Below are 15488 nucleotides of genomic sequence, written 5' to 3' on the forward strand. Positions count from 1 at the left end.
GCTTGTATTGGACATTGCCCGTGCAGCCAACGGACGAGCTAAAACGATTTCCTGGATAATCCCATCACTTGCTCCACCTCAAGCAGCTTGCGATTGGCCGCCTCGTTAGCCCTGGCTGCACCCTGATCGAGGATCTGGTCCAATTCCTGCGAATCTATCAACTCGTGGTATCGCTGCTGCAGTGGCGCCAGAGCCTGTACCACCAGCTCGGCCAGATCCGATTTCAAGCTGCCGTACCCTTTTCCGCTGTACTCCTGTTCAATCTGCTCCAGCGCTTTTCCACTGAGAGACGAATAGATGCTGAGCAGATTGGAGATGCCCGGCTTTTGCTCCCGGTCATAGCGGATGATGTTGTCCGAATCAGTCTGTGCCCGCTTGATCTTTTTGACAATAGTATCCGGTTCGTCCAGCAGCCCGATATACCCGCCCGGATTGGGATCAGATTTGCTCATTTTTTTGGTCGGCTCCTGCAGCGACATGATCCGCGCTCCTGATCTGGGTATACGAATCTCCGGCACCTGAAACAGCGGACCATACCGTCGGTTGAAGCGTTCAGCCAGGTCCCTGGTCAATTCCAGGTGCTGCTTTTGATCATCGCCAACCGGTACAAAATCGGTATCATACAGCAAGATATCGGCGGTCATCAATGGCGGGTAGACCAGCAGGCCGCCGGGGATTGCTTCACCTCGCCCCTGTGATTTGTCCTTGTATTGCGTCATTCGTTCCAGTTCACCTACATAAGCGGTGCACATCATGATCCAACCCAGCTTGGCGTGTGCAGGCACCTCAGACTGGACAAACAGCGTCACCTGCTGCGGATCGAGACCCGCGGCCAGGTAGAGTGCGGCCAGCCTGCGTATGTTTTGCCGCAACTGCGCCGGTTCCTGCGGCACCGTGATCGCGTGCTGGTTGACGATACAGAAATAGCAGCGGTAATCCTGCTGCAGTTCCACGAACTGTTTGAGGGCACCTAGATAATTGCCCAGTGTGATGATGCCGCTCGGTTGAATGCCCGAAAAAATGGTTTTCATCCTTTTCCCTCCTGTGTTTTGCTACCCCTTTGACTACAGTCAGTGGTTCCCGGCACACGCTAACGCGTACGGCAATTCGGCCGGAAACCGGTCGACTGCAAAGCAAAAAAGCCCATCCATCCCTGTCGATGCAGGGACGAATGGACCGCGGTACCACCCTGATTACTTTGGCACAAAGCCAAAATCACTCTGCCGTGCAAACCTTCTACACGGTGTCCGTGGTAACGTCTGGACGGGACGCCAAAGCCTACTTCCTGACGGGTTCGGTCTGGAGCTCGGAAGTCCATTCAACATGCATTCCGCACCGGTTCTCACCTACCCACCGGCTCTCTGCAGCTTCCTGTCATGTCTACTCTTCTTCCTCATTGCCGAAAACTATCGTTATCGCTTCCTGTCATTTTTATAACAGTATACCTACCGTTTTCTCTCTGTCAAGTGAGACGAGAGGCCGTCCCGTCCCATCCCAGTCACATCCCAGCCTGGACCGTAACCGTTCCATCTGCCTATCAGCACACCACAACGTTTGACTGTACGGTTTTCTGCCGAGTATAATAAGGATAAGGAGGCAGATAGCGTGGGACGACAGTATCGCATTGGAGAGTTGGCCCGAGAGATGGGCGTTTCAAAACGAACAATTGATTATTACACGCAGCTTGGGCTGCTGCAACCAGAACGCTCGGAGTCCAACTATCGCTACTACACTGACCGGAGCGTCGAAAGGCTCAAGCTGATTCAACAGTTAAAAAGAGAAAAGCTAACCCTCGAGGAGATTCGGGATCGGTTGGCACTGCTGGAACGACTGGATCCTTCCCATGTTCCGGAGAAAATCCACGAGTTGCACCACCAAATCTGCCACCTTGAAAACAACTTGCTGGAAGTAAAGGAGCTGCTCGGTCGGCTGGACAGCAGTCAGCGTCGTATCTTGGCCAACCAGCTCTCCGTTCCCTGCTTTTCGCTCTACCATACACTGGCGATGATCCTAGGACTATAACCGAACACAAACACGAGAGAATAGGAGTGGTGTGTGATGTTGTTTCATCCGATGGACTTTCTCATTTTTATCGCATTTGGTCTGTCGTTGTGGGCGCAGTTTCGGGTAAAAGGGACGTTTGCCCGCTTTGCCGATACCGCAGCTTCCTCCGGCATGACAGGAGCGGAAGCCGCGCGCCGGATGCTCGATGCCAATGGCCTGTCCCACATCCCGGTGGAGCACGTGCCGGGCATGTTGACCGATCACTACGATCCGCTGTCTAAAGTCGTCCGCTTGTCCGATCGCGTCTACTTTGAGAACTCCATCTCCGCGATTTCGGTCGCCTGTCACGAAGTGGGGCATGCCATCCAACATAAAGCGGCCTATCCGATGCTGGTGGCCCGCCACTACATCTTTCCGGTGGTCAACCTGACTTCCGGAGTAGCGCCGCTGCTGTTATTGGCCGGTATTTTCATGGGATTGAGCGGACTGACCCTGCTGGGGATCATCTTCTTCAGCGTGGCGGTCACTTTTCAATTGATTACCCTGCCGGTTGAGTTTAATGCCAGCAGCAGGGCCAAACGCCTCATGACGGAAATGGGCTTTATCAACGGCGCAGCTGAACAAGCGGGCGTGAGCAAGGTGCTGAATGCCGCCGCTTTGACGTACGTGGCCGCCGCACTGGTCTCGCTGTTGGAACTGCTCAAGTTCATCATGATTTTCCGCAGTGAAGAATAACCCCATCGGAAAAGAGGGGCAATCGGCCAGCAGGATAATGGGTTTTGTTCCAAGGTAGAAAACATCTCAAAAACATGTGAATGGCGTGCAAACTGACAACAGTTTTGACACGCCATTTTTCTTGTTATGTAATTGGACGTGAGCAATTCGCTGTTATGAGCGCTGCGGCTTCAAAAAGATGAAGCTGCTGCCTAAACACGAGATGCACGAAGGTGAGTTAAAAGATTGTTGGCTATCCGTTTTCCATCAGCAGCCCAGCGGCTGGCCCACATCTGCGAGCAGCTTGGCTGCCGCCCGATCAGCGAGCACCGTCACATTTGGATGGAGTTGGAGATACGAGGCGGGCAGGCCGTTCTCCACCTTTCCGCAAACCATCCGATACAGTGCCTCTGCCTTTGCCTCGCCGGACGCCAGCAGCAGGATCTTCCTGCTGTTCTGCATAATCGTGCGAATGCCCATCGTGACCGCCTGATGCGGCACCTCTGTTGGCCGAGCAAAAAAACGGGCATTCGCCTGGCGTGTGTGTGCCGCCAATCGTACCACTCTGGTGCCTTCACCGGGATCGGCGCCCGGTTCATTAAATCCGATATGCCCGTTGGCCCCAATCCCCAGGATTTGCAGATCAATCCCGCCAGCCTGGCGAATCAGTTCCTCGTACCGGCGGCAGACGAGCGACAGATCACTTGCGTCACCGCACGGGATGTAGGTTCGCTCCGCCCTGATGTTAATCTGGGAAAACAGATGCTGTTGCATGAACGAACGATAGCTGTTGGGATCATCCGGGGTCAGACCGACGTATTCATCCAGATTAAACGTCGTCACATCGACAAAGTCCAGCTGTTCTTCCCGATGCAGCCTGATCAACTCCTGATAGAGCCCCATCGGTGTACCGCCGGTGGCCAACCCCAGCACAGCCTGCCGTTTGCGCCTGATCAGTCCGGCCACGATGGCGGCCGCCTGCCGGCTCAATGTCTGGTAGCAGTCGACAATCTGTAACTTCATCTCCATCTCCTCACTCGTCAAACCAATCGCTACAATACAAAAGGATGGGCTTCCGACAGGGTAACCGGCAGTCGCCCACTCGCTGTTCTCTTGCCAGTCAGTACGTCCGCTGCCGCCCGCATCGCCTGCGGTCGGCTCTCATAACAAGCTAGATAGGTAGAGACGTCGGGAAAATCAAGCAAATCAAACGGATTGCGCACTGCGACGACAATCAGCTTATCTCTGTACCGCTCGTGCAAAGCGCGAATCATCTTGGCCTGCTGCGGAAACAGGGCCGTATTGTACGTCGCAGCCACCACTTGCTCACAGCGGTCGCACTCTTCTACGATCTGCACAATCGCCTCGTCCGTCGGATCGGTATCCACTACCCGCTCGTACAAGTTGTTGCAGTCTGCCGCCAAACAAAATCCCAATGTCTCCTGCTGCTCGTAGATTTCGTCCACTGCCGAGGCGACGCTTACTCTCGGCCAGATCACACAGGTGTACTTCTGCCGGTCGAGCGGCAGATGGTTCCGTTCGTCTTTTACCAACGTGATGCTGGACTGACTGATCGACTCGACAAACCGCTGATTTGTAGGCAGCATCAGCCTTGGTTCCACTTCCTCGAAAGGCAGCATGCTGCATCTCTCCAACCTGCGCTGTTTGACACGCAGGATCCGTTCTACCGATCGATTGATCCGCTCCTCCGAGATGCGGCCGTTTTGCACGGCCTCTTCCAGGGTACGGAGCACGCTTAGCTGCCGGTCAAGGCGGTGACTGACCAACAAGATGTCCACCCCGGCCTCCACCGCCATGACCGCTGCCCGCTCCACACCGTAGTATTGGGCGATCGCATCCATCTCCAGACAGTCCGTAAGCACCAGGCCATCGTAGAGCATCTCGCCGCGCAGCAGACCATCGATCACCGCAGGGGAGAGTGTTGAAGGGAGACCTGACCCATCCAAAGCGGGAAAGACCACGCGAGCGGTCATCACCGCGTCCACCCCCTGCATCACCGCCCGCCGAAACGGCACCAGCTCCACCGCATGGATTCGCTCTTGGTCGTGTTCAATCACCGGCAGCCCGAGGTGGGAGTCTACCACCGTATCCCCGTGTCCCGGGAAGTGCTTGACCGTGCTCACCACGCCTTCCTCCTGAAAACCTCGAATCGCGGCAGCTCCCAGAGCGGCTACCAGGTCAGGACTTTCACCATAGGAGCGCACTCCGATCACCGGATTGCGCGGGTTGTTGTTGATGTCGAGGCAGGGAGCCAGGTTCATATTCACCCCTAAGAGTCGCAGCTCTTTGCCGCAGATCCGGGCGGATTCGCAGGCCGCCACTTCACTGCGGGTCGCACCGATGGCCATGTTGCCGGGGGGCAGGGTAATGCCGGCCGTAAACCGAGCCACCATCCCTCCTTCCTGGTCGCCGGCGATAAACAGCGGGATGTCCGAGACCTCTCTCGCTGCCTCCAGCAAACGCTGTGAGAGCTGGTGCAGCTGACGGGGAGAAGCGTAGTTGCGACTGAAATAGATGACGCCTCCCAGCCGGTTTTCGCGGATTAGGCGGAGAATCCCGTCTGTCGGCTGATGCCCGTCAAAACCAGCCATCACCATTTGTCCGATCTTTTCCGTGAGCGTCAATTCATCCACACGTCTCATCACGTCACATCCTTACATCGATTTGGTTGCTGCCTTTTCCCGATATTCGGAAGGGGTGATCCCGACGCACTTCTGGAATACTTTGCTGAAGTAACGGCGATCGGGGTAGCCTACCGCTCTGCTGATCTCTGAGATGTTTTTGCTGCTCATAACCAGCATCGACTGTGCTCGCTCGATCCGCTGTCTGGTCACGTACTCCACAAACGTCTCGCTGAACCTCTGTTTAAACAGCAGGCTAAAGTAACTGCAACTGATTCCCAGGTAACCTGCTACCTCTTCCACGCCTAGATCACGCGTCAGATGGCGATCGATATACGCTTTCGCCGAGACCATCAGCGTCTCGCTCGTCTTCTTGGTCACGCTCTCCTGTACACCGTTCTCCAGCAAATGACGGATCGTATGGAACAAATCTTTCAGATTGCGGCTCGCCTCCAGCTTCTCCCAGATCTGTTCCTCCTGATCAGTGGTGATGATCTTCATGCTCCTCATCTCCCGGACCAGATGCAGGACAAAATAACGCAGCATCTGTTCCACACGGACGAGCGAATACCCATTGATCCCTTGCATCCCCTGCTGCACACGGGCCAGAGCCTGACGAATCGCCGACAAGTCGTTACGCTGCAGTCCGTCGATCAACTCTTCCAGCATCCGCCACCACACGTTGTCACCGCTCTCTGCCCCCTGCTCTCCCCCCTCCTCAGGGATTAGCAGGAACGCCTTGTGCTGGCGTGTCAAATCGAAATGGATCGCCTTTCTCACCTGTTCGTAGCGGCGGGCAAGCTGGTGGATGGAGAGCCGTTCCCTGTACAGGCCAACGCTTATGGAGAATTGCAGGACCTCTTCCACTTGCCGCTGCATTTTCTCCGCCCACTCCCTCAGCAGATCGAGAGCAGATACCATCTGTCCGTTTTGTTCGGTCAGGATGCACCATTCGCCTTCCCGCACCTGCAGGACCGCCGCCCGGACAGTTCCCGATGTCAACACGTCCTCCAGTACGTTTTGTACCGCGAAGTTCCACAACTCGCGATCTTTCTGACTCCAGAAGCGAGCCTGCTGGGCGTAGTCATCCATGTCCACCACCAGCAGGTGATAGACCGGCTCGTCGTAGTGAATCTCTTGATCGAGCAGCAGATACTGCCCATGCGTCATCGACAGGCCCATCAGGGAATGAAGCAAAAACTTTTTGTACGCCAGTTCCCTCGCCGCCATCAGCCGTTTTCGCTCTTCTTGGCGCTCTTGCTTCTCCAGTCGGATCTGCTCGCTCACCCGTCTGATCACGTCGTGCAGTTCCTGATAGTTGATCGGTTTGACGATGTAATCCCTGACGCCGCTTCGGATGGCGGAACGCGTGTATTCAAAGTCTTTATACCCGGTCAGCATGATGATTTCGCAGGGCTTTTTCCCCTCCCTGATCCGCTCCACCAGACCGATCCCGTCCATCATCGGCATGCGGATATCGGTCAGCACCAGATCGGGGGTGTGACGGTTGTACAGTTCCATCGCTTCGATGCCATTGCGGGCCAACCCGACGATCTCCACGCCAAGCGCCTCCCACGGAACCACCACTTGCAAGTTTTTTAAAATGTTGACCTCGTCATCGACCAGCATCGCTTTAATGTCCATCCCCATCACCTCACCTGTACTTGGGAATCGTACACTTGATGGTGGTGCCTTCCCCCGGATAGCTGCAGATGTGGATCCCGTATGCTCTGCCGTACTGGATGCGCAGTCGGTCGGCCACGTTTTGCACGCCAAGGCCCCACCGTTCTTTCTTGCGTCCCGCTGCCTGTGCTGCGGGAATTTTCGGTGCCTGTTCATAGACAAACGTCGCCAGCACCTCATCGGCGATTCCGCTGCCATTGTCCTGAATAAAAAAGATCAGCCGATCCGCTTCCTCACGAGCCGTAATCGTAAGCTGTCCTCCAGCCGTCATCTGTTCAAACCCGTGCTGGATGCTGTTTTCCACCAGTGGCTGCAGGGTCAGCTTGAGAACCTTGTACTCCATCAGCGATTCCGGGATGTTGATCTGATAGTCGAACAGCTCCTCAAAGCGGTACGCTTGAATCTCCAGATAGCTTTTCAGATGGGCGATCTCCGTCTGGATCGGCACATGCTCCTCGCCGCTGATGCTGATCCTGAGGATGTTGCCCAGTCGGTAGATCATCTGGCTTACCTTTTGACCCTCGTTTTGCACCGCCAGCACATTGATCGACTCCAGCGTGTTAAACAGAAAGTGCGGGTTGATCTGTGCCTGCAGCAGCATGAGCTCCGCTTTTTTCTTCCGTTCCTGTTCCCGTTTCACCTGTTCCAACAGCCTCCGGATCGTCACCACCAGGCTGTTGAAGCCGGAGGAGAGTCGGGACGTCTCATCCTGGCCGTTTACTTCCGCCCGGACGTTTAAATCGCCCCACTCCACCTGTTTCATCAATTGCACGATCTGGATGATCGAACGGGCGATCCGGTTGACGAACAGCATATTAAACAGCAATGCAGCCACCAGACACAGCAACAGGATCCCGCCCACCCATTTGGCCAACAGCACGCTCTCGTAGGTCAGCGATTCCCACGAAGCCGCTGAGACCAGATACCAGTCGTCAACGGGCAGCTTGTAGATGGACATCAAGCTCTCCTCTCCGTCTACTCTCGCCTTGAAGCTCTGATACTCCGGTGTCAGGTGAAACGTCTCCTCGACGAAGTAATGCAGATTCTGCCCATTGAGATGCTGGGCGGCGTCAAACAGCACCAACCCATCCTGATTGACCAGCATGTAGCGATTGCTCTGTTTGCCGTTGGCGCCAAACCCTTGGAAAATCCGCTCCAGCTCCGATACGTGCACCTGCATGAAGAAAAACGCTTTGTCTTCGAAATCTTCCATGTCTTTGACCAAGCGAATCTGGGTAAACAACACCTTGTTTCCGGTCAGCTCACGGAATTCGAACGGCCCGATCCAGACCGGGCGCCCGTTTTGCTCCCTCACCTGCTGCATGATCGGCTTTTCCAGCACCCGCTGAAAAGGAATCACCTCGTTGGGATTGCGAAAGGTCTTGTAGACAGTGCCGTCCATCTTGTACAGAGCAACGAAGGTGACCGCGGGATAACGGAAAAACAGATTGGCCATCTCCCATTCCGCCTGGTTCTTGACGATCTGGTCGTTTGCCTTTTCTCCGTCAAAGCTGGTGAGCAAGTGTCGCTGGATCACCGGATTGGTGATGCCCGCATTGGAGATGTTGTTCAGTTCGTTGAACAGATAGTAGATGTTGCGGCTGATCGCTTTCATGGTTACTTCCGCATGTTCTCCGTAGCTCTTTTCGATCAGGTTCTGGGAGAGCCAAAACGTAACCGATCCCAAAAGGATCAACGGGATGATAATAAACGTGATGAAGGCGATCAAAAGCCGCTGCCTGATGTTTGTCATACGTGCCTATCCTTTCACGCTGCCGGCTGTAACTCCCTCAATGATCTTCCGCTGCAGGATCAGGTAGACGATCACAACCGGGACGACGCTGAACATGATCGCCGCCGACAACAGCGAGTAATTGGTCTGAAACGCATCCTTAAACACCGACATGCCGACGGGAAGCGTCCGCAAACTCTCTTTGGACAGCATCAACATAGCCATGATGAATTCGTTCCAAATGTTGATGAAGTTCAGAATAAACACCGTCGCCAATGCCGGGCTGCTGACCGGCAGTATGACTCGAAAAAACAGGCCGACAGCACCAAGCCCGTCCATCACCGCCGCCTCCTCCAGTTCTCTCGGGATGGAGCGCATGAAGGCTGCCAGGATGAAGATGGTGACCGGCAGGGCAAACGTCGTATTGATCAGGATCAACGAGAGGTGGTTGTCAATCAGGCCCATCTGCTGTACGAGGCGATACAGCGGAATCAGCAGAGCGCCGCCTGGTACCACCAAGCCCAGAAGAAACAATTGGTAGACCATCGTGCTCATCCTGGGAAAGTTCATCCGGGCGATCGCATAAGCGGCTGCCGAGCCAACCAACAGGATCAGCAGGCTGGTCACCACGCTGATGTACAAGCTGTTCAAGAAGTAGGTGCTCACCTTGGCCGTTTGCCATGCTTCGACGTAGTTTTGCCATTGCAGTTGGGCAGGCAAGCCCCACGGGTCCTCCGTGATTTCCCGCGGTGTCTTGAACGAGGAGATGGACAGCCAGACCAGCGGATAGAGGGTGATCAGCAGGTAAGCGCTGAGAACGAGATGAGCAACGAGATTTTTTCGCAGGAGCGAGGAAAACATCTAGTATTCCACCTCCTTCTGCTTGCGGGACAACAACTGGATGACCCAGGCGAACAGCAGGGTGAGAATGAAGATGGCAACCGCAATCGCGCTGCCGTATCCGTACTGGTACTCCTGGAACGCTTTTTTCAGCATGTAGGTGGCCATCACTTCCGTCGTGCCGAACGGTCCTCCTTCCGTCATGACGAGGACGATGTCAAGCGCTTTCATCGAACCAGACACGGAAAGCATAAAGATGACTACGAGCACGGGGCGAATCAGCGGCAGCGTGATAAAGCGCAGCTTATGCAGGGCACTAGCCCCATCAATGTCAGCCGCTTCGTCAATCTCGCGCGGGATGTTGAGTATCGCCGCCAGGATCAAGACGATGTAAAAGCCGTTCCACTGCCAGGCGTTGGCGATCAGGATGCTGATCATGGCCCAGTTAGGGTCGGACAGCCAGTACTGTGTTAACGAGTCGAGATTCAGGAGGCGAAGCACCGTATTTAACAGTCCAACATCAGGATGATAGATAAACAGCCACAGCACACCGACGACAGCCGTAGACAGGATCGTCGGCAAAAACACCCCGGTTCGGTAAAACTGGCGAAACCTGCGCACTCTGCTCAGCATAAACGAGATACAGATGATGATCGGCAGGCCGATAAACGTGCTGAATAAAATGAAGTAGATGTTGTTCAGAAAGGCTTTGCGAAATGTCTCATCGGAGAGCAGTTCCATAAAGTTGTGCAAACCGATAAACTTCTTTTGGGAAATGCCATCCCATTGAAAAAAGCCGTAATAGAGCGACTCGACAATCGGAATGCCCATAAAGACGATGTAGAGGAGAATTGCAGGTAGCAAAAACATAAGAAACAGAAACAGTCTTGTCAATACTTTGTTCATCTCTTACCCCCATCCATGGCGCAGCCAACCCCCTTTTGCAGAAGAGGAGCCACTCGGCAAAGTGGCTCCTTTTGGTTGACAGCATGCTACTCCTTGCTCTGGTTGGCTTTGTCCTGCTCCTTCTGCATTTGTTCGGCGACCTGCTGAGGCGTCTTCACCTTTCCGATCAACTCTTGCAGGGCGGTTTCCGTCGCCAGTTTGACCGACGGCTGAACAATCGCGTCGTACGCTTTCCAGGAGCTGCTCGAATCGTTGATCGCCTGGATCACTTCGGCCAGCAGCGGATCGGCCCCTGACGTGTCGGACAGTTTGGTCGACGGCAGCAGGCGGTCTTCCACCAGGAAGCGACGGGTGACGTCTTCCGAGAAGTATTCCTGAATGAAGGCGTACACCATCTCTTTCTGTTCGTCAGTTAAGTCGCTGGAGAACCCAAAGCCATTGGAGTAACCGGCGTTGATCGAATTCTGATCCCCTTTTCCGCCGTCAATCGCCGGAAAGCGGAAGAAGCCGATGCTGCCTTTGAGGTCGCCAGCTTCGTCACTGCTGAAGCGGGTGGCGTCCCAACTGCCGGTGTAGACCATCGCCGCCTCCCCTTTCAGGAACCGTGCCCCCTGATCGGAGTAGGGCAGGCCCAGTGCCCCTTTGGTGAAGAAGTCATTGTCTCCGAGATAGGCGAAATCTTCAAACGCTTTGACTGTTTCCGGATCGGTCCACTTGCGCTCGCCGGTAACCAAGCCTTCGATCCCGGCAATCCCGGCGTTTCGTTCCCAGATGACATTGAACAGCATCGCATTGACCCAGCCGTCTTTGGCCGCCAGCGCAATCGGTGTCTTGCCGGCTGCTTTTACCTTGTTGCCGAGATCGATCAGTTCATCCCAAGTCTTCGGAATGCTCAGGTTCAACTCTTCAAACATTTTTTTGTTGTAAAAGAGCCCTTCCGCGTATCCGCCGATCGGCAGACCGTAGACTCGTCCGTCCACCGTAAACTCTTCCAGGCTGACGAACCTGTCCTCCAGTCCCGACTCTTTGAGGAAGTCGGTCAGATCGAGCAGACGCCCCGCTTTGACGTAGAGCTTGGTATCCGCCCCGCCAAACATCTCAAAGATCTTCGGCGGGTTGCCGGCCGCCATCTCCGCTTTCAGCTTCTGGTCGCGGTTGACGACTTCATCGACACCCTCTACCTCAAACTTCAATCCCGGATGCTTCTGCTCCAGTGATTTGAGCACGTCCATCATGATTTCCAGCCGCTTCTTGCTCGTTTCTTTTATCTGGGTATGGCGAAAAGAGAGCACCACTTCTTTTGCAGCACTGTCACTGGTACCGCCGCCTGCCGCCTCTCCACCACCGCCGTTGCTCGCCGACGGGTGGGAATTCGTCTCGGCCCCGCCACAAGCAGCCAGTGCGATGACGAGCAGCATCAGCAGGAGACGAAACAATCTACTGGTCTTTTTCATCTAGTCCCCCTCTTTCTAATGGAATCGGTTTCATTTGTGTTCATTATAAAAGTGGAGGGATTTTCCGGGTAAGTCGAAATATCTCAAATGGAGGGGGAGAATTGTCTAGCCTGGGGGCGGGCGGGGGTGGCTGGCGTTGGGGTGGAAGGGAATGGTTTTCGAGAGAGGGATTTCTGAAAGGGCGGGATGCGGATGGATTGGATCGGGGAGGGGGTTTGTGCTTGTAGAATCCTTATAGGTACGATATAAACCGACCCAATCGAGGCAGCCAAGCGCATTTGTGCGAGCTAGTTTCAATTCCTCATAGGTACGATACAAACTTGAATATTACATTGTTTTTCTCGAAGACTTCTTCGTTTCAATTCCTCATAGGTACGATACAAACGCCTGACCGCGTTGGTGATCTTCTCCAGATGCTCCAAGTGTTTCAATTCCTCATAGGTACGATACAAACAGGTACGTCCGCGAATTGTGCCAGCGGTATGAGGAGAAAGTTTCAATTCCTCATAGGTACGATACAAACAAATCTAAAATCCTATTGACTAATTTAAAAATATCATAGTTTCAATTCCTCATAGGTACGATACAAACCCCAACAATAACCATAATATCAACATTCTATCTTTACCACTATTCTCCCGCAAGAGGGAAAAACGAAACAAAGATAAGTCGATTTACATCCCATTCCCATCGATTATCTCACAATACCTGCAGTTTCCTCGTTTTTTCCTTTTGTCGTCGATCCCCCGGGTTTTATACGCTACTGGGGGTCGACGACAAAATGATCAAGCGCTGCTCCGGTCAATATCGACTCCCGCAAACAGTGCATGCAGTCAAACTTTCTCGCACGCGGTCATCCCTTTTTGTTCAAGATCCCTAAGTATTCTTTCCAAGGCCCAACATCCACCCTGTACCTCTCGGCCATGACCCGCACGATCTGAGCCATATGCGTGAAATCGTGAACCACCCACGTAGAAATCAGTTCTCTCACTTTCACTGCACCAAATGCAGGGTGTGAACCTGTCAATTCCAGATGCACAGCAGGATCTACGAGCGCCTTCAGTCTGGTTATATTTTCTGCTCTCACCGTTTTAAACTCTTGCAGCTTTTCTTCAATCGTCGTTTCGGACTTTTGATTCAAGTGGGAAAACCGATCAAATGGGGGAAAAGGTTTGTTTTCCCCTTCCTGAAGAATTGTTTCCAATCGCGGGATCCAGTTATGCTTCTCAGCCTCGATGAAGTGTTCAATCACTTCCGTGGCATTCCAGGTTCCTTCGCCTTCATTGCATTGCAACCATCCGTCAGACAAGCCGGATAAAAAATGCTCCAATGATTGTGGGGTGCGCTCCAGAACCTCAATCGCTTCTTTCATATCAAAGTTCATATGACTGCTCCTTCCTATAATTTATCGCAAGCAACTCTTTACACAAAGCACCCTGCAACAAGCTCTTGCACAACCTGCAGCCCCTATGGTCTGCCTAGCGTTGTTCATCATAGCGCCGGTTAGGTGGTTGGCGCCAACGCACTGTCGGTTGCGGCACATTTGTTCAGTCGCAGTTTTCCAACGCTGTCAAAATCCGATCCGGACGGACAAGCAACGGGTTTCGCAAACTCGCCTTGCGGATCATGCCCTCGGCAACAAAATCTTTCAATTGTTCGGTTACGGTTTCCCGAATGCTCCCGGCCATACTGGCTAACTCCTGATGGGTCAGTTTGATCTCTAACTGAACCCACCCTTCTCTAGATTCCTTTTCATCATGAATCGCTTGTTCATTCCCAAACTTCTGACACAGCTTGTGCAACAAATAAAGGAGTCTTTTTCTTACGCTTCCATACGCCATCAGTTCGAGCATTTCCTCGATTTCTTTTAAACGTAAGGAAACCAGCTCAATCAATCTTAGTCCCAGTTCCGGCTTTGCGGTGATGATCGTTTCGAATTGGTTTTTGTCGATCGTACAAATGATCGAGTCCACTATCGTTTCTGCATACAGATTTTCCGATCCTGTCGTAAAAGAGCCTACTTCACCGAAAAGATGTCCATCTCCTAAAATGTCAACTGTTAACTCCTTCCCCCCTTTCGATATCCGGTACAGACGAACCATTCCTGATTTCACAAAAAACAAGCGCTTTTGGGGCATGTGCGGAGAGGCCACGATCGTTTTTCTGGTAACGGTGTTGGCCGGGGTAACAGGTGCGAGAGATTCTAATTGTTCCAGATCCAAGTCCTTGAATAAGTTGATCCGCGATAAATATTTTATTTTGTCCAATCAGGGCCCTCCTGACAGTCACTTTGTAGCCCAGCCTACATTCATGATGGCAATCCCACTATATACTGTACTAGAAAAGGGACCCTGCTGAACATCTGAAAGGAGAGTGTGTGTTTGGATACGCTCGTGTTTATCAGTCAAATCATCTTGATTGCGATGTTTGCGTTCTTAGCCGGTATGAAGTTTCTCGGGACAAAAGCGACCATCCAGCATTGGAATGACTATCGGTATCCGCTCTGGTTTATGTATCTAACCGCTGCTCTTGAGGTTATGGGCATGATGGGGGTATTGGCGGGGATCTGGTATCCTGTTCTTTTGAGATACGCTGCGGCTCTGCTTGTACTGCTCATGCTTGGAGCGATCCACGCGCATCTGTTCAGGGCCAGACATAAACCGGTTATGGCGATCAATGCATTGCTGATGTTAGTATTGTCCGTGTTTCTTATTGTTGTTCAACTGTAAAAAAGGTTGCTGGTTGTGGGCGCGGACTTGGCTAGCTGCTGCGAATGGCTCTGGAGAGAGAAGCTATACATCATCTATATGCATTTGAAACCATCGATTTGAGTCTTTCTACATGCACCGTGTGCAGGCATATCACTGCTAATTACGTTTTCTATTGGTTTCTGATAAAACCTTCTTGAATGGAGGTTTTTTTGCATGAATGGGGTAGGGAGATTCAATGAAAGGCAACAGAATGAGTGAAATCGCAGGTTTTTTTTATATAGAGTCCGGTTCGGTTTCAATCTCCTCATAGGTACTAAACAAACCCGATGGTTGCTGCCGAGATACATGGATTTCCATGTGGAGTTTCAATTCCTCATAGGTACGATACAAACATGTGAACCTGTGCTTCTGCCCGTACTTCCTTGGTGTCGTTTCAATTCCTCATAGGTACGATACAAACACATCGGGCACAGCCCAACATACCGCAACGTGAGGGGTTTCAATTCCTCATAGGTACGATACAAACCATCAGCCGCCAAGTGGCCGGAACTACGCGATGAACCAAGTTTCAATTCCTCATAGGTACGATACAAACGATTTTATCTTCCCTTCAACTTTGATCTTAGATAAATAGTTTCAATTCCTCATAGGTACGATACAAACTTTCGGAAAGCAGCACCTCGCAGCCTTGTTTTCTCAGGTTTCAATTCCTCATAGGTACGATACAAACTGGAGCAACTCCACTGCGTGCAGTGCAACCGGTTGTTTGGTTTCAATTCCTCGTAGGTACGATACAAACTGT

13 protein-coding genes, 1 pseudogene, 2 CRISPR repeat arrays and 1 other annotated feature (1 of these 17 cut by a window edge) are annotated in these 15488 nt (G+C 52.8%); of the genes and pseudogenes, 4 read left to right on the forward strand and 10 right to left on the reverse strand.

Annotation, left to right across the window (positions count from 1 at the left end; all coding sequences use genetic code 11):
• Positions 1–38: 38 nt before the first annotated feature.
• Complete coding sequence (gene trpS / locus LOK74_RS15915; protein ID WP_230043002.1) at positions 39–1031, reverse strand: tryptophan--tRNA ligase; 993 nt, start codon at positions 1029–1031, stop codon at positions 39–41.
• A gap of 129 nt (positions 1032–1160) precedes the next feature.
• Positions 1161–1406: a binding site (T-box leader), on the reverse strand.
• A gap of 199 nt (positions 1407–1605) precedes the next feature.
• Here trpS and LOK74_RS15920 point away from each other — a divergent pair.
• From LOK74_RS15920 to LOK74_RS15930, 3 genes and pseudogenes are all read left to right on the forward strand, one after another.
• On the forward strand, positions 1606–2022 hold the full coding sequence (locus LOK74_RS15920; RefSeq protein WP_230043003.1) for a MerR family transcriptional regulator: 417 nt from the start codon (positions 1606–1608) through the stop codon (positions 2020–2022).
• A 36-nt stretch (positions 2023–2058) separates the two neighbouring features.
• Complete coding sequence (locus LOK74_RS15925) at positions 2059–2739, forward strand: zinc metallopeptidase (protein WP_230043004.1); 681 nt, start codon at positions 2059–2061, stop codon at positions 2737–2739.
• 142 nt (positions 2740–2881) lie between these two features.
• Positions 2882–2978 (forward strand): annotated as a pseudogene (locus LOK74_RS15930) (GNAT family N-acetyltransferase); the annotation flags it as partial.
• 7 nt (positions 2979–2985) lie between these two features.
• On the opposite strand, the gene nagB reads toward LOK74_RS15930, so the two are convergent.
• From nagB to LOK74_RS15975, 9 genes are all read right to left on the reverse strand, one after another.
• Positions 2986–3741 carry a glucosamine-6-phosphate deaminase gene (gene nagB / locus LOK74_RS15935; RefSeq protein WP_230043005.1) on the reverse strand — a complete coding sequence of 252 codons (756 nt, stop codon included), beginning with the start codon at positions 3739–3741 and terminating at the stop codon, positions 2986–2988.
• Between the two features lie 29 nt (positions 3742–3770).
• Complete coding sequence (locus tag LOK74_RS15940; RefSeq protein ID WP_230043006.1) at positions 3771–5381, reverse strand: glycoside hydrolase family 3 protein; 1611 nt, start codon at positions 5379–5381, stop codon at positions 3771–3773.
• A 12-nt stretch (positions 5382–5393) separates the two neighbouring features.
• Positions 5394–7004: a response regulator transcription factor gene (locus tag LOK74_RS15945; RefSeq protein WP_230043007.1), complete on the reverse strand. Its 1611-nt coding sequence runs from the start codon at positions 7002–7004 to the stop codon at positions 5394–5396.
• A 10-nt stretch (positions 7005–7014) separates the two neighbouring features.
• Positions 7015–8796: a cache domain-containing sensor histidine kinase gene (locus tag LOK74_RS15950; RefSeq protein WP_230043008.1), complete on the reverse strand. Its 1782-nt coding sequence runs from the start codon at positions 8794–8796 to the stop codon at positions 7015–7017.
• Positions 8797–8802: 6 nt separating this feature from the next.
• Complete coding sequence (locus LOK74_RS15955) at positions 8803–9636, reverse strand: carbohydrate ABC transporter permease (protein ID WP_230043009.1); 834 nt, start codon at positions 9634–9636, stop codon at positions 8803–8805.
• Positions 9637–10521, reverse strand: coding sequence for a carbohydrate ABC transporter permease (locus LOK74_RS15960; protein WP_230043010.1), 885 nt, complete (start codon positions 10519–10521; stop codon positions 9637–9639). It lies immediately after the preceding gene.
• An 86-nt stretch (positions 10522–10607) separates the two neighbouring features.
• The gene (locus tag LOK74_RS15965; RefSeq protein ID WP_230043011.1) at positions 10608–11975 is read right to left on the reverse strand and encodes an extracellular solute-binding protein; all 1368 of its coding nucleotides are present in this window, start codon (positions 11973–11975) and stop codon (positions 10608–10610) included.
• 290 nt (positions 11976–12265) lie between these two features.
• Positions 12266–12566: direct repeats of the CRISPR family, unit length 30 nt; unit sequence GTTTCAATTCCTCATAGGTACGATACAAAC.
• Positions 12567–12828: 262 nt separating this feature from the next.
• Positions 12829–13359, reverse strand: coding sequence for a DinB family protein (locus LOK74_RS15970; protein ID WP_230043012.1), 531 nt, complete (start codon positions 13357–13359; stop codon positions 12829–12831).
• Positions 13360–13522: 163 nt separating this feature from the next.
• Positions 13523–14242, reverse strand: coding sequence for a Crp/Fnr family transcriptional regulator (locus tag LOK74_RS15975; protein ID WP_230043013.1), 720 nt, complete (start codon positions 14240–14242; stop codon positions 13523–13525).
• Between the two features lie 114 nt (positions 14243–14356).
• On the opposite strand from LOK74_RS15975, the gene LOK74_RS15980 reads away from it, so the two are divergent.
• A complete protein-coding gene (locus tag LOK74_RS15980; RefSeq protein WP_230043014.1) occupies positions 14357–14704 on the forward strand; it encodes a DoxX family protein in 348 nt (115 codons plus the stop codon).
• 344 nt (positions 14705–15048) lie between these two features.
• Positions 15049–15488: a CRISPR direct-repeat array (repeat unit 30 nt; unit sequence GTTTCAATTCCTCATAGGTACGATACAAAC) (it continues 1351 nt past the right edge of the window).

This window comes from Brevibacillus humidisoli (genome assembly GCF_020923435.1).
Lineage (GTDB): Bacteria > Bacillota > Bacilli > Brevibacillales > Brevibacillaceae > Brevibacillus_E > Brevibacillus_E humidisoli.

Bases quoted from the DNA above. Each gene is read 5' to 3' on its own strand.
- LOK74_RS15940 (WP_230043006.1), bottom strand. From the start codon at position 5,381: ATGAGACGTGTGGATGAATTGACGCTCACGGAAAAGATCGGACAAATG.
- LOK74_RS15955 (WP_230043009.1), bottom strand. From the start codon at position 9,636: ATGTTTTCCTCGCTCCTGCGAAAAAATCTCGTTGCTCATCTCGTTCTC.
- trpS (WP_230043002.1), bottom strand. From the start codon at position 1,031: ATGAAAACCATTTTTTCGGGCATTCAACCGAGCGGCATCATCACACTG.
- LOK74_RS15945 (WP_230043007.1), bottom strand. From the start codon at position 7,004: ATGGACATTAAAGCGATGCTGGTCGATGACGAGGTCAACATTTTAAAA.
- LOK74_RS15925 (WP_230043004.1), top strand. From the start codon at position 2,059: ATGTTGTTTCATCCGATGGACTTTCTCATTTTTATCGCATTTGGTCTG.
- nagB (WP_230043005.1), bottom strand. From the start codon at position 3,741: ATGAAGTTACAGATTGTCGACTGCTACCAGACATTGAGCCGGCAGGCG.
- LOK74_RS15950 (WP_230043008.1), bottom strand. From the start codon at position 8,796: ATGACAAACATCAGGCAGCGGCTTTTGATCGCCTTCATCACGTTTATT.
- LOK74_RS15970 (WP_230043012.1), bottom strand. From the start codon at position 13,359: ATGAACTTTGATATGAAAGAAGCGATTGAGGTTCTGGAGCGCACCCCA.
- LOK74_RS15960 (WP_230043010.1), bottom strand. From the start codon at position 10,521: ATGAACAAAGTATTGACAAGACTGTTTCTGTTTCTTATGTTTTTGCTA.
- LOK74_RS15965 (WP_230043011.1), bottom strand. From the start codon at position 11,975: ATGAAAAAGACCAGTAGATTGTTTCGTCTCCTGCTGATGCTGCTCGTC.